This window comes from Pseudomonas sp. PvP100 (assembly GCF_017833055.1).
GTDB classification, from domain to species: Bacteria; Pseudomonadota; Gammaproteobacteria; order Pseudomonadales; family Pseudomonadaceae; genus Aquipseudomonas; species Aquipseudomonas syringae.
The window spans coordinates 3,749,532-3,763,400 of sequence record NZ_JAFIBO010000001.1; the positions used below are offsets into that span (position 1 = coordinate 3,749,532).

At 62.4% G+C, this 13,869-nt stretch carries 9 protein-coding genes; 6 read left to right on the forward strand and 3 right to left on the reverse strand.

The window, feature by feature from the left end; all coding sequences use genetic code 11:
• The first annotated feature begins 48 nt into the window (after window positions 1–48).
• Complete coding sequence (locus JOE39_RS15935; RefSeq protein ID WP_057445773.1) at window positions 49–4,995, forward strand: alpha-2-macroglobulin; 4,947 nt, start codon at window positions 49–51, stop codon at window positions 4,993–4,995.
• Between the two features lie 345 nt (window positions 4,996–5,340).
• On the opposite strand, the gene JOE39_RS15940 is transcribed toward JOE39_RS15935, so the two are convergent.
• On the reverse strand, window positions 5,341–5,634 hold the full coding sequence (locus JOE39_RS15940) for a hypothetical protein (protein ID WP_003307908.1): 294 nt from the start codon (window positions 5,632–5,634) through the stop codon (window positions 5,341–5,343).
• Window positions 5,635–5,729: 95 nt separating this feature from the next.
• On the opposite strand from JOE39_RS15940, the gene pbpC reads away from it, so the two are divergent.
• Window positions 5,730–8,078, forward strand: a complete 2,349-nt coding sequence (gene pbpC, locus JOE39_RS15945) for a peptidoglycan glycosyltransferase PbpC (protein WP_057445774.1) — start codon at window positions 5,730–5,732, stop codon at window positions 8,076–8,078.
• 122 nt (window positions 8,079–8,200) lie between these two features.
• On the opposite strand, the gene JOE39_RS15950 is transcribed toward pbpC, so the two are convergent.
• Both JOE39_RS15950 and JOE39_RS15955 read right to left on the reverse strand, forming a co-directional pair.
• A complete protein-coding gene (locus JOE39_RS15950) occupies window positions 8,201–8,608 on the reverse strand; it encodes a response regulator (RefSeq protein ID WP_003340978.1) in 408 nt (135 codons plus the stop codon).
• 41 nt (window positions 8,609–8,649) lie between these two features.
• Entirely contained in the window at window positions 8,650–8,856 is a 207-nt protein-coding gene (locus tag JOE39_RS15955) for a Flp family type IVb pilin (RefSeq protein ID WP_004416006.1), read from the reverse strand.
• 331 nt (window positions 8,857–9,187) lie between these two features.
• Between JOE39_RS15955 and cpaB the strand changes: the two genes are divergently transcribed.
• Genes cpaB through JOE39_RS15975 form a run of 4 tightly spaced genes read left to right on the forward strand, consistent with a single transcriptional unit; the run spans window position 9,188 to window position 13,861 of the window.
• On the forward strand, window positions 9,188–10,147 hold the full coding sequence (gene cpaB / locus JOE39_RS15960) for a Flp pilus assembly protein CpaB (protein WP_210078568.1): 960 nt from the start codon (window positions 9,188–9,190) through the stop codon (window positions 10,145–10,147).
• A 20-nt stretch (window positions 10,148–10,167) separates the two neighbouring features.
• Complete coding sequence (locus JOE39_RS15965) at window positions 10,168–11,418, forward strand: type II and III secretion system protein family protein (protein WP_210078567.1); 1,251 nt, start codon at window positions 10,168–10,170, stop codon at window positions 11,416–11,418.
• Entirely contained in the window at window positions 11,415–12,605 is a 1,191-nt protein-coding gene (locus JOE39_RS15970; RefSeq protein WP_198705863.1) for a pilus assembly protein, read from the forward strand. Before JOE39_RS15965 ends, JOE39_RS15970 begins: the two co-directional genes overlap by 4 nt.
• On the forward strand, window positions 12,605–13,861 hold the full coding sequence (locus tag JOE39_RS15975; protein WP_003313926.1) for a CpaF family protein: 1,257 nt from the start codon (window positions 12,605–12,607) through the stop codon (window positions 13,859–13,861). The genes JOE39_RS15970 and JOE39_RS15975 overlap by 1 nt, the downstream gene beginning before the upstream one ends.
• Window positions 13,862–13,869 lie beyond the last annotated feature (8 nt).

A 13,869-nucleotide genomic window follows, 5' to 3' on the forward strand; every position in this document is an offset into this window, starting at 1 on the left:
GACTGTTATATAGTCGCATCCTCTCTACCGTTGCCGATGAGTGCCCCCATGTTAAACAAAGGATTGTTTCTGGCTTGCGCGCTTGCGCTGCTGAGCGCCTGTGATTCTTCTTCCACGGATAAACCCGCGCCCGCTACGGCCCCCACGACCCAGGCAACGGTCACCGACACAAAGCCCAAACCCGCAGTCGACCTCGCCGCGCTGAGCAAGCGCTACGCAGGCCGCGAACTGACGGTCATCGATGTGTCGGAAATCCAGGTCGACGGCGCAAGCACCCTGTCGGTGAGCTTCTCGGTACCGCTCGACCCCGAGCAGAAATTCGACGAAAAACTTCACCTGGTGGACAGCAAGAGCGGCAAGGTCGACGGTGCCTGGGAGCTATCTGACAACCTCATGGAATTGCGCCTTCGCCACCTGGAGCCGCAGCGCAAACTGGTCCTGACCGTCGATGCCGGTCTGCTGGCCGTCAACAAGGCCAAACTTGCCGCCGAATACATCAGCCGTCTGGAAACCCGCGACCTGCAGGCCTCCGTCGGTTTCGCCAGCCGTGGCAGCCTGTTGCCGACCCGTCTGGCCGAGGGCCTGCCGGTGATCGCGCTGAACGTCGACAAGGTGGATGTCGAGTTCTTCCGCATCAAACCCGACTCGATGCCGAACTTCCTCGCCCAATGGGACGGTGCGTCGAGCCTGTCCAGCTACAGCTCCGAAGAACTGCTGCCCATGGCCGACCTGGTCTACAGCGGCCGCTTCGACCTCAAGCCTGCGCGCAACACCCGTGAAACCTTGCTGCTGCCGATTGCCGGTATCAAGCCCCTGCAACAGCCAGGTGTGTATCTGGCGGTGATGCGCGCCTCGGGCACCTACAGTTACTCGCAGCCGGCCACCCTGTTGACGCTCAGTGACATCGGCCTGTCGGTGCACCGCTACAGCAACCGTCTGGACGTCTTCACTCAAGCGCTCGAGGGTGGCAAGGCGCTGGGTGATATCAGCGTCGATGTGTATGACGACAACGGCAAGGTCGTCGCCCAGGGCAAGACCGACAGCGACGGTCACGCGCAACTGCCATTGCCGGCCAAGGCTGCCGTGGTGCTGGCGCACAAGGACGAACAGACCAGCATGCTGCGCCTCAACAGCTCGGCGCTGGACCTGGCCGAGTTCGATATCTCCGGCCCGCAGGCTCACCCGCTGCAATTCTTCATCTTCGGCCCGCGCGACCTGTATCGCCCTGGCGAAACCGTGCTGCTCAACGGCTTGCTGCGCGACAGCGACGGCAACACCGTCAAGCCGCAGCCCGTCACCGTCGAAGTGCGCCGTCCCGATGATCAGGTCAGCCGCAAATTCGTCTGGGAAGCCGACAGCAACGGTTTCTACCAGTATCAATTGCCGCTTGCCGACGAAGCCCCCACCGGACGCTGGCAACTGGTGTTCGACCTGGGCGACGGCAAACCGCAGCTCTACGAGTTCAAGGTAGAGGACTTCCTGCCCGAGCGTCTGGCGCTGGAGCTCAAGGGCAGCGACACGCCGGTGGCACCTGCTGACGACCCGCAATTCGATATCACGGGCCGCTACCTGTATGGCGCGCCCGCTTCGGGCAATACGCTGACCGGTCAGGTCTATGTCCGCCCGTTGCGCGAGGCGGTGCCGAAGCTGCCGGGTTATCAGTTCGGTTCGATCACCGAAGAAGACCTCAAGCATGATCTGGAGCTTGAACCCGTCACCCTCGATGCCGAAGGCCATTCGACCATCGCCGTGCAGAGCGCATGGGCGCAGGCCAAATCGCCGCTACAGCTGATTCTGCAAGCCAGCCTGCAAGAGTCTGGCGGGCGTCCGATCACCCGTCGTCTGGTGCAGCCGATCTGGCCTGCCGAACACCTGCCCGGCGTGCGTGCACTGTTCGGCAGCAGCACTGGCAGTGACGACTACGACAACGAGGCCAAGGGCGAGGCGCAGACCAACGGCGACGGCCCGGCCGATTTTGAAATCGTCATGGCCGACGCGGCTGGCAACAAGCTGGCCGCTGACAACGTGAAAGTCCGGCTGATCCGCGAGCGTCGCGATTACTACTGGAACTACTCGGCCGACGACGGCTGGAGTTACCACTTCAACGAGAAATTCCTCAACCTCAACGAAGAGACCGTCAGCATCTCCAAGGACGCCACCGCCAAGGTCAGCTTCCCGGTCGAATGGGGTCCTTACCGTGTCGAGGTGGAAGATCCGTCCACCGGAATGGTCAGCAGCCTGCGCTTCTGGGCCGGTTATCGCTGGCAGGACAACACTGACGGCGGCGCGGTCAGGCCGGATCAGGTCAAGCTGGCGCTGGACAAACCAGCCTACAACGATGGCGACACCGCGAAAGTCACTGTCACCCCGCCGGCTGCGGGCAAGGGTTATCTGCTGGTCGAGTCCAGTGAAGGGCCGCTGTGGTGGCAGGAAATCGATGTGCCTGCCGAAGGCAAATCGTATGACATCCCGCTGGACAAAAAATGGGCGCGCCACGACCTGTACGTCACCGCTCTGGTGATACGTCCCGGCGAGCGCAAGGCCAATGTCACACCCAAGCGCGCCGTGGGTGTTCTGCACCTGCCGCTGGACCGGGCGCAGCGCAAGCTGGCGCTGACGGTCACCGGGCCGGAGAAAATGCGCCCCAGACAACCGCTGACCCTCAAGGTCGCCGCCAAAAATGCTGACGGCAGCGTCCCCAAACAAGTCCACGTGCTGGTGTCGGCGGTGGACGTCGGCATCCTCAATATCACGAGTTACGCAACGCCCGATCCGTTTGCCAGCCTGTTTGGCCGCAAGCAGTACGGAGCAGACCAACTGGACATCTACGGTCAACTGATCGAAGCCGGCCAGGGGCGACTGGCAAGCATGGCGTTCGGTGGCGATGCACTGGCGAAGGGCGGCAAACGTCCGGACACCAGCGTCACCATCGTGGCGTTGCAAAGTGCGCCGGTGACGCTCAATGACGCCGGTGAAGGTGAAGTCAGCGTCGATATCCCGGACTTCAACGGCGAGCTACGAATCATGGCCCAAGCCTGGACCGACGACCGCTATGGCATGGCCGAGGCGAAAACCGTGGTTGCTGCGCCGATCATCGCCGAACTGTCGACGCCGCGCTTTCTTGCCGGTGGCGACCAGACCAGCGTGGCGCTGGACGTCTCCAACCTGTCGGGCAAGGCACAGAAGCTGGACGTGAAAATCAGCGCTGAGGGCCAGTTGAGCGTTCCGGGCGGCGACCAGAGCAAGCCCCTGCAGCTCAAGGAGGGCCAGCGCGTCACCCTGAAGGTTCCGGTGCTGGCGCAAGGCGGCCTGGGTCAGGGCAAAATCAAGGTGCTGGTCGAAGGTCTGGACCTGCCGGGCGAAAACCTGCCGGCCTTTACTCGCGAATGGACCGTCGGTGTGCGCCCTGCCTACCCGGCGATGCTCAAGCATTATCGCGCCACCCTCAATGATCAGCCCTGGAGCCTGCCGGAGGGCGCGCTGGAAGCGTTCGAACCGGCCGGTCGTGAGGCGCTGCTGTCATTGTCGAACCGTCCGCCCTTGAACCTCGGCGAACAGATTCGCGCATTGAAAGCCTACCCCTACGGCTGCCTGGAACAGACCGCCAGCGGCCTGTTCCCGTCGCTGTATGCGGATGCCGCAACCCTCAAACGCCTGGGTCTGACCGGCGAAACGGATGCCGAACGCAAGCGCAAGGTCGAGATCGGCATCGAGCGGCTACTGGGCATGCAACGTTACAACGGCAGTTTTGGCCTGTGGGGCTCGGACAGCGACGAGGAATACTGGCTGACTGCGTATGTCACCGACTTCCTGCTGCGCGCCCGCGATCAGGGCTTTGCCGTACCGCCGGATGCGCTGAAGAAAGCCAGTGAACGCTTGCTGCGTTATCTACAGGATGCCGGCCAGATTCAGGTCAATTACAGCCAGAACGCCGAACATACGCGCTTCGCAGTGCAGGCCTATGCCGGGCTGGTGCTGTCGCGCAGTCAGCAGGCACCGCTCGCGGCCTTGCGCAGCCTGTTCGACCGCCGCAGTGATGCGCGCTCCGGCCTGCCGTTGGTGCAATTGGCAGTCGCGCTGGAGAAGATGGGCGACAAACCCCGCGCCGACCAGGTCCTGATGGCGGGTCTGGCCGCCAGCCGCAAGAATGAATGGCTGGCCGACTACGGCAGCTCGCTGCGTGATCAGGCGTTGATACTGGCATTGCTGGAAGAAAACGACCTCGCCAAAGACAAGCGTGATGAGCGCCTGTTCGCCCTGGCCGATGAGGTGGCCGCCAATCGTTACCTGTCCACGCAGGAAAGCAATTCACTGTTCATGGCTGGCCGTAACCTGCTGGGCAAACCGGAAAAGGACTGGACCGCCAGCATTGCCAGCGGCACTCAAACCCGCGAACTGAGCAACCGGCAGCCGGGCCTCAAGCTGGACGGTTCGCTGCTGGCCTCGCCGCTTTCGGTGCACAACCAGAGCAGCGAAGCGCTTTACCAGCAACTGACCGTCTCCGGTTATCCAACCCAGACGCCTGCAGCGGGTGGCGAAAACCTGAGCATTCGCCGCGAGTACCTGAACCTGAGCGGCGCACCGCTGAACATCGGCGCCTTGAAAACCGGGCAACTGGTGCTGGTGCACCTGGAAATCGGTGCCAAACAGCGCGTGCCGGATGCGCTGGTGGTGGACTTGCTGCCTGCAGGCCTGGAGCTGGAAAACCAGAATCTGGCGCAAAGCGCGGCGAGTCTGGAAGACGCCAGCGAAGACGTGAAAACCATCCGTGAGTCGATGGAAAACGCCGGGATCAAACATCAGGAATATCGTGGCGACCGCTACGTGGCAGCCTTGGACATCGAGGGCAGCAGCACCGTGCACCTGCTCTACCTGGCGCGAGCCGTCACCCCGGGCACCTACCGCGTACCGCCGCCGCAGGTCGAATCCATGTACCGCCCGAACTGGCAAGCCCTGGGCGAAGCGCCAGCGCAGATGGTGGTGAAGGGAAAGTGATCGATTACTGACTGGAATGCGTGACAGTTAGGGCAAGCTCGCTCGCAAACGGACCGACACACCACAGCTCCAGTAGGAGCGACCGGGGCGGCGATCCGCATTGTTCGCGAAAGGGCCGGTACATCCGCTGAAGATGTATCGCCCGTACCAGAGCCTTCGCGAACAAGCGAAGCGTCGCCCGGTTCGCTCCTACAAAAGTAAAAAGTGTCTCAGATGTGCGCCACAGAAACGATCGAGGCACCCTACACAACTGCCCCGACACACCGCAGATCCAGTGGGAGCGAGCTTGCTCGCGAAGGCGTCGCCCCGTTCACCCACCATGGCGGCGGGTTAGCCTTCAACGCATCAATGAATGATCCAGCTCAGCAACCAGAGGCCCAGCGCCAGCCAGATGATGCCAAGGATGATCGAAGCGCGCATGAAGGCGCGGACCGCCGAGTACAGCAGCATCAGGCCGATGACCAGTGCGATGATGCTGATCAGCGAGGTGTCCATGCCCAGCGTGCGGGACAAGCCATCGACAAAATTTCCCCCAGCATGGGTAAACCCGTTGAACAACCACGCCAGACCGTCGACAAAGAAGCGAATGATCGCGCCGATGGCCTGCCCGAGCCATTCAAAAAAGCCTTCTACCTGCATATGTGCGTCCTGATTGGGGTCGTGAAGAAAATGGTCTGTCCGCTTTGGCTGTCGCAATGCGTGTCAGGTTCCGTGGATCATAAAGGCTCTTTGCGTTGAAACCTGAATTTCTTCTGCGCCTGCCGCGAACATTCAAGTGGCTGGCGGGCGCGATCATGCTGCTGATCGCCCTCCTCTGGCTGGCTGACCGACTCTGGCCGCTGCCACTGCCCAGGGACGATCTGGCTCGCGTCGTCCTGGCCGAGGACGGCACACCGTTGTGGCGCTTTGCCGACGCCAACGGCGTGTGGCGCTACCCGATCAGCAACGAGCAGGTCTCGCCCTACTACCTCGAAGCCCTGCTGACCTACGAGGACCGCTGGTTCTACAGCCACCCCGGGGTGAACCCGCTGGCGTTGTTACGCGCCACCTGGCAAAACCTCAGCGGTGCCCGTGTAGTCTCGGGCGGCAGCACACTGTCGATGCAAGTGGCGCGGTTGCTCGATCCGCATTCACGTACGCTGTCCGGCAAGTTTCGTCAGCTGTGGCGCACGCTGCAGTTGGAGTGGCACCTGTCCAAGGATCAGATCCTCAGTCTGTACCTCAATCGCGCCCCGTTCGGCGGCACATTGCAAGGGGTCGCAGCCGCCAGTTGGGCCTATCTGGGCAAGTCGCCGCAAAACCTGACCCGCGCCGAGGCGGCATTGCTGGCGGTGCTGCCACAGGCGCCTAGCCGCCTGCGTCCTGATCGCCACCCGCAGCGCGCGCAACAGGCCCGCGACAAGGTGCTGAGGCGTCTGGCAGAGTTTCAGGTGTGGCCGCAGGCAAGCGTGAACGAAGCCCTGGAAGAGCCTCTATGGCTGGCACCGCGACAGGAACCGAGTCTGGCGCCGTTGCTGGCCCGACGCCTGAATCGCCCCCACAGCCCGCCACTGATCCGCACCACGCTGGACGCCTCACTGCAACGGCGCATGGAAGACCTGCTGATGGGCTGGCGCGCACGACTCCCGGAGCGAACGTCGGCAGCGATTCTGGTGGTCGAGGCGGAAAGCATGGCCGTGCGCGCGTACGTTGGCTCGGTGGATATCAATGACGCCAAGCGTTTCGGCCATGTGGACATGGTCACTGCCCTGCGTTCGCCGGGCTCGACGCTCAAGCCGTTCCTGTACGGCATGGCCATGGACGCCGGGCTGATCCACTCCGAATCCCTGATGCAGGATGTACCGCGGCGCTATGGCGACTATCGACCAGGCAACTTTTCGAGCGGTTTCGGCGGGCCGGTGGCGGCCAGCTCGGCGCTGTCGATGTCCCTCAACCTGCCTGCCGTACAGTTGCTGGAGGTCTACGGGCCGAAGCGCTTCGCCGCTGAACTGCGCAATGGCGGCGTCCCCCTGACCCTGCCGCCGCTGGCTGAGCCGAGTCTGGCGCTGATTCTTGGCGGCGCAGGCAGTCGGTTAGAGGACTTGGTGACAGGCTACAGCGCCTTCGCGCGCGGCGGGCGCAGTGCCGATGTTCGACTGCAACCGCAGGACCGACTGCGTGAACGGCGGATGATGTCACCGGGCGCTGCGTGGATCATTCGACGCATCCTCAGTGGTCAGTCGCGCCCGGACATCGACCCGCGCGCCGAGCTGGTACAGCGCCCGCAACTGGCCTGGAAAACCGGCACCAGCTATGGCTTCCGCGATGCCTGGGCGATTGGCGTCGGGCCGCGTTTCCTGGTTGGTGTCTGGATCGGCCGGCCGGATGGCACACCTGTGCCAGGGCAGTTCGGGCTGGCTTCGGCGGCGCCGCTGATGCTTCAGGTGCACGATGTGTTGGTCAATCGCGACAGTCAGCGCGGGATCGCCGCACCGCTGCAACCCGTGCCGCTGAACGTCGGTGTGGCAGCCATCTGCTGGCCGCTGGGTCAACCAATGAGCAAAAGCGACCCCAATTGCCGTCGCCAACGTTTCGCCTGGACGCTGGACGGCACCACGCCGCCCACCCTGCAAGCGGCCGACCAACCGCTTGGGCTGGGTTTGCAGGAGCGTGTATGGGTCAATGCCAAGGGGCTGCGCGTCGCGGCCAATTGCCCGGACGCCCAAGCGCAGGACATCGCGCTGTGGCCTGCGCCTCTGGAGCCCTGGCTACCCAGAGCAGAGCGGCGTGATGCACGCCTGCCACCCGCTGACCCGGATTGCCCACCGCAGAACCTGAACCTGGCGCCCCCGCTGAGCATTGTCGGTGTGCGCGAAGGCGACAACCTGCGCCTGCCTGCCGCCAGTCGTCAGGCTTTACGCCTCACACTCTCGGCACTCGGCGGCAGTGGCCACCGCTGGTGGTTTATCGATGGCAAACCTCTGGCAGACACCGACACCCGGCAAGACTTCACTCCCACCCTGAGTAAACCGGGGCGTTATCAGTTAAGCGTGCTGGACGAGAGTGGCCAGACGGCGCGGGTTGAATTCAGCGTGGTGGAGTGAACGCAGACGGGTGTGACGCAGAGCGTCAAGAAAGGCATTCCCACTGGAGCGTGAGGAACGACAGGCCTTTGACTTCGTGCCCATACTCCAGCGTGAGCATGCTGCAGGGCGCGAGCCTGTCGTCACTGAACCTGAAAAACCTTCGGTTCGGGAAACAGGTTGTTGAGGGTTTCCAGCAAACGGACGTGATAGATCGGCTTGCGGAACAGGTCGAGCACGTGCAAACGCAGCAAGTCGCTGACGTCATCCATATCGGCATGGCCGGAAGTGACGATAACGGGCAAATGCTGACGTGAGGTGTGATCGCGCAGGTGACGAATCAGCTGGATGCCGCTTTCCTCCGGCATCCGCAGGTCAGTGATCACCAGCGCGATATCCGGATGGAGGGTCAACTGGTGCAAGGCCATCTTGACGGAAGACGCCGTGAAACAGCAGAACCCCTCACCTTCGAGCAGTTCTGCCAATTCCTCGTTTGCGTCCTCTTCGTCATCAACCAGAAGCAGTTGTTGGCGGATGGGGTGGACAGCCATGTGGTTCTCTCAACAGGGTGAACTCAAGTCACAATAGTAAACTAACTCGCCACCGTGCCACCCAAGGCGAGGATAATTTTGTTGAATTGAGCTTTCACAGCGTCGCCCATTGGCGTCACCATAGCAAACAGCACCAGCGCCACCATGGCTACAATCACGGCGTACTCAATCGCCGATGCCGCCTCCTTGTCCTTCAGAAAAGACTGAATTCGAGTGTAGACACTGACGTACAACTGGGTAAGGAACATCTCATTTCTCCTTGCGCCTTCAATGGCGACAATAAACCTTCGTGCGCATGTATCTCCTCGCAATATCAGCATTGCCTTCAATCAAAAAACCCACAATCTCAACAAAGCATTAACCGGAAAGTTATAGGTCTGCCCAGCCCTTTGCGCAGACTGCCGACACGGCTATGCCATTCATCCGAAAGCATTTTTATACCAAAGCAGAATGGCGCTTTGATTGCCATGAGCTACCTTCACATAACGGACATTTGACCTCGTCCTCTATTACCTGCTGGTGAAATTGCCGCACCGCGTGTGTTGAAGTTGTCCTGCGATGACAAAGGGAAAAGTTGCCATGAGCAGTCGCATTACCCTGGTGCTTGCTGTCCTGTTTCTGTTGGGGGCGTTGATTGCCGCGTATCTGGGGATCGCCGTCAGCAAACCAGCCGAGGCACCTGCAGTTGTCATTCCGCCCAGCGAACCTGTCACCACCGAAACAGCGATCCAGACACCTCCGACTCCTCACGTCGAGGAAGCTCTGCGTCACAACGTCGTGGTATTGGCCAGGGATATCCCTGCCTACACCGCAATCACGGCCGATGACCTGACCATCGAGCGCCTCAAGGTCGCCCCACCTGGCAGCTTTGAAGCCATCGACAAGATTGTCGGGCGCAGCAGCTGGCGCACGCTGACCGCCGGAAGCTGGCTTACGGAGAGCAACTTCGAAGCAGGCGGCACCCTCGCGCGGATGATCCGGCCGCACGAGCGGGCCCTGGCGTTACAAGTCGATGAAGTGACGGGCGCCTCCGGGCAACTCAGCCCCGGCGACTACGTGGATGTACTGCTTTATCTGCCTGAAGACGTGAGCAATCCGAATCGGTCGAGCCAGGTCGTGGTGCCTGCCCTGCGCATTCTCGGCGTTGGCGCGCTGCTCGGTCCGGACCGCAACGGCAAGCCGGTGCAGGACATCAACGCTGACGAACGCCTCAAACAGGAGCAGCAGCGGATCAACGCGCGAACCGTCACGGTCGCGGTGCCGCAAGCCCTGGTGGCGCGCCTGATGCTGGCGTCGCAAACCGGTGTGCTGCGTCTGGCCGTGCGCAGCGCCGACGAGGGCAACCTGCAGGATTACTGGGCCAACGAAGCCGGCGGCCCAGAGGCTGCCGAGCGACTCGATTCAGCCAACCGCCAACTGGTCAGCTTCAGACAACTGAGCCTGGGGCCGGCCAGCGCGCCAACAGCAGGCGCAACCCCGCGTACGTCTCGTGCTGTCGAGGTCATACGCGGTAACCAGATCACGCAACAAACTCCCTGATTGAGCAAGGATTGCATTTGATGAGCTGTTGTTCCGTGCCAGTTATAAAACCCCGTTTGCTGGCGTTAGTCATCGCAGCACTGTGCGCGCCAGGCGCGTGGGCCGCTTCGGGCAGTTGTGCCGGCCTAGCCGCGATGCCGGCAGCCGTGGAAATCGACCAAGGCATTCAACAGGAGGTCCGCTCTGCGGTGCCCATCACCCGCATCGCCGTGGGTGATCCGAAAATCGCCGATGTGCATGTCAACGGCACCGACGGTTTTCTGTTGACTGGCGTCGCGCAGGGGACGACCAGCCTGATGGTCTGGACGGCCTGCGCAAGTGCGCCGCGCCAGAGCATGGTCTTCGTGCGTGGCCGGGCGACGACCGCCATGGTCGAGAGTGTCACCGCGCCGTCTGCCGATGCGCAGTTACCCAGCCAGGTGCAGACTGACATCCGCTTTATCGAAGTCAGCCGCACCAAGCTCAAGGAGGCCAGCACCTCGATCTTCGGCAAAGGCTCGAGCAACTTTCTGTTCGGCGCGCCCGGCACGGTGCCGGGCGTCAACGTCACACCTGGCGCTGTGGGCGGCATAACGCCGAGCATTCCGCTGAACAACAGCAATTTCAATATCGTCTGGGGCGGTGGCAGCAGCAAGGTGCTGGGCATGATCAATGCCATGGAAAACAGCGGCTACGCCTACACCCTGGCACGCCCCAGCCTGGTCGCCCTCAACGGGCAAAGCGCGAGCTTCCTGGCCGGCGGCGAATTCCCGGTGCCGGTGCCCAACGGTGAAGGCAACGGTATCTCCATCGAGTACAAGGAGTTCGGCGTGCGCCTGACCCTGACCCCGACTGTCGTCGGCCGGGACCGGATTCTGCTGAAGGTCGCGCCGGAAGTCAGCGAGCTGGATTTCTCGGCCGGTATCACCATCGCCGGGACCACCGTGCCAGCGCTGAACATCCGCCGTACCGACACCAGCATTGCGCTTGCCGACGGCGAGAGCTTCGTGGTCAGCGGCTTGATCAGTTCCAGCAACAGCGGTTCGGTGGACAAGTTTCCCGGTCTCGGCGACATCCCGATTCTCGGTGCATTTTTTCGCAGCTCGCAAATCCAGCGCGACGAGCGCGAACTGCTGATGATCGTCACTCCGCATCTGGTCCAGCCACTGGCCGCCAACGCCCGGCTGCCGTCGGTGCCGGGTGAGGGGCTGCGCACCTATGACCCGAGCTTCCCGCGTCTGTATTTTCTGGAAAACGGCGATTTCGACCGCCGCGACGGGTTATCCAAATGAGCCAGAGCCTGAGCCAGACCTTCCTGGCAATCACCCGTAACAACACCGACCTGGAGTGGCTGCAAAGTGCTCTGGGTTCGTTGGGCCAGGTGGTCAGTGCCGGTACGGGCAGCCTCGACGACCTGCTGGCGCTGGTGGACGTGACGTTCGCCAGCGTGGTGTTCGTCGGCCTGGACCGTGAGCATTTGATGACCCAGAGCGCCCTGATCGAAAGTGCGCTGGAAGCCAAACCGATGCTGGCCATCGTTGCGCTCGGCGATGGCATGGATAACCAGCTGGTGCTCAATGCCATGCGCGCCGGAGCCAGGGATTTCGTTGCCTATGGCTCTCGCTCCAGTGAGGTCGCCGGCCTGGTCAGACGTCTGAGTAAGCGCCTGCCCGCCGTGACGCCCAACCCGAACATGAGCGGCCTGTCGGTGCTGTATGGCGTACAAAGCGATGACGACGGGGCCTTGATCGCGACGCACCTGGCGATGGTCGTGCACAAGAGCGGGCAGCGCACGCTGCTGCTGGACCTCGGCCTGCCACGCGGCGACAGCCTGTTGATGCTCGGTCTTGAATCGACCTTCAGCTTCGGTGACGCCCTGCGCCACTTGCGCAGGCTCGATGCAACGCTGATCGACAGCGCCTTCACCACCAGCGAAAGCGGCCTGCGCATTCTGGCTTACAGCGAAGCAGACGATCATCTGGAACAGTCCAGTGCCGCCGAGCTTTATATGCTGCTCAGCGCGCTGCGCCAGCATTTTCAGCATGTGGTCGTGAATCTGGTGGGGCAGCCCGACAGCGAAGCCTTGCGCTCGCTGGTCAGCCATTGCGATCAGTTGCTGTGGTACACCGACCAGAGCGTACTGGGCTGTCGACGCAACCTGACAGTGCTCAACAACTGGCGCGAAAAAGGCATGAAAATGCAGCACGCCGGCCTGCTGGTCGATCGTTATCAGCGCTCGGTCGCGCCCAACTCCGAAACCGTGAGCAAAACCTTCGGCCTGCCGGTGCTGGCGGTATTGCCGCTTGCGCCGGAGTTGCGCCTGAACGCCAAAAATCAGGGCGTGACGCTGTTCGAACTGGCGTCACGCGACGCGCTGTGCTCCGGGCTGCGGCGGCTTGGCGAGCATCTGGCACGGCATGCCGAGGCACGCGAGAAACCCGATCAGGGCTGGCTCGCTCGACTGCGGGGGAACCGGTAATGGCGGAGAAACTGTTTGGCGTCTCATCGCGCACGCAAGGCAAGCCTGATGACGGGCAAGGCCTGAAACTGGTGCTGCACCGCTACATCATCGACGGCATGGAAGAAAGCGGCAAAAGTCTGCTCGAAGGCTCACGACCGGCCCTGGCGCAATTCGTCATCGACAAGGTGGCCGAATACGTCGCACGGCTACGGCTGGCCATCTCGCGTTACGAAATGGAGCGCCTGGCTGAAGAACTGGTCGACGAACTGACCGGCTTCGGCCCGCTGGAAGTGCTGCTGCGCGACACCTCGGTGACGGAAATTCTGGTCAACGGGCCAGGCAAGGTCTTTGTCGAGCGCGATGGCGTGCTGCACCACACCGACCTGCGCTTTATCGATTCGCACCACGTCGAGCGCGTGATGCAACGCATCCTGGCACCACTCGGGCGCCGCCTGGACGAGTCTTCACCGATGGTTGACGCACGCCTGCCCGATGGCAGCCGGGTCAACGCGATCATTCCGCCCATCGCGCTGGACGGCCCGTGTCTGTCGATCCGGAAATTCCGCAAGGACATGCTCAAGAGCGCCGACCTGGTGGCCATGCAGACCATCGATCAGTCGATTTTCGAGTTCTTCCAGGAGGCCGTCGGCAAGCGCTGCAACATTCTGGTCAGCGGCGGCACCGGCACGGGCAAGACCACCATGCTCAACGTGCTGAGCCAGTTGATCGACAGCAATCAGCGTCTGGTGACCATCGAGGACGTTGCCGAGCTGCAGCTCAGTCACCCGCATGTGGTGCGCCTGGAAACCCGCCCACCCAACGCCGAAGGGCATGGCGAGGTGCGCGCCAGCGACCTGATCCGCAACTCGCTGCGGATGCGCCCGGACCGCATCATCCTCGGTGAGATTCGCGGCGTCGAAGTGCTGGACGTATTGACCGCAATGAACACCGGCCACGATGGCTCGATGAGTACCGTGCACGCCAACAATGCACAGGATGCCCTGCTGCGTCTGGAAACGCTGGTGGGCCTGACCGGGCGGCTGATCCCGGAAAAGACCCTGCGCCAGATGGTCTGCGCGGCGCTGGATGTGATTATCCAGCTGACGCGCCTGCCTGACGGGCGCCGCTGTGTCAGTGAAGTGGTGGAAGTGGTCGGCATCCGCGATGACATCTACGTCACCAATACCCTGTTCCGTGTTGATCGCCGCACCGGGGTCGGCTTCATGCGCGAAGCGGCCCACGCCGCTGGCGACAAGCTGCGGCCCGGCTACTGACATGCTCA

Excerpts from the sequence above, each read along its gene's own strand:
- JOE39_RS15935 (WP_057445773.1), top strand. The coding sequence starts at position 49 with ATGTTAAACAAAGGATTGTTTCTGGCTTGCGCGCTTGCGCTGCTGAGC.
- JOE39_RS15940 (WP_003307908.1), bottom strand. The coding sequence starts at position 5,634 with ATGCAGGTAGAAGGCTTTTTTGAATGGCTCGGGCAGGCCATCGGCGCG.
- JOE39_RS15950 (WP_003340978.1), bottom strand. The coding sequence starts at position 8,608 with ATGGCTGTCCACCCCATCCGCCAACAACTGCTTCTGGTTGATGACGAA.
- JOE39_RS15955 (WP_004416006.1), bottom strand. The coding sequence starts at position 8,856 with ATGTTCCTTACCCAGTTGTACGTCAGTGTCTACACTCGAATTCAGTCT.
- cpaB (WP_210078568.1), top strand. The coding sequence starts at position 9,188 with ATGAGCAGTCGCATTACCCTGGTGCTTGCTGTCCTGTTTCTGTTGGGG.
- JOE39_RS15965 (WP_210078567.1), top strand. The coding sequence starts at position 10,168 with ATGAGCTGTTGTTCCGTGCCAGTTATAAAACCCCGTTTGCTGGCGTTA.
- JOE39_RS15970 (WP_198705863.1), top strand. The coding sequence starts at position 11,415 with ATGAGCCAGAGCCTGAGCCAGACCTTCCTGGCAATCACCCGTAACAAC.
- JOE39_RS15975 (WP_003313926.1), top strand. The coding sequence starts at position 12,605 with ATGGCGGAGAAACTGTTTGGCGTCTCATCGCGCACGCAAGGCAAGCCT.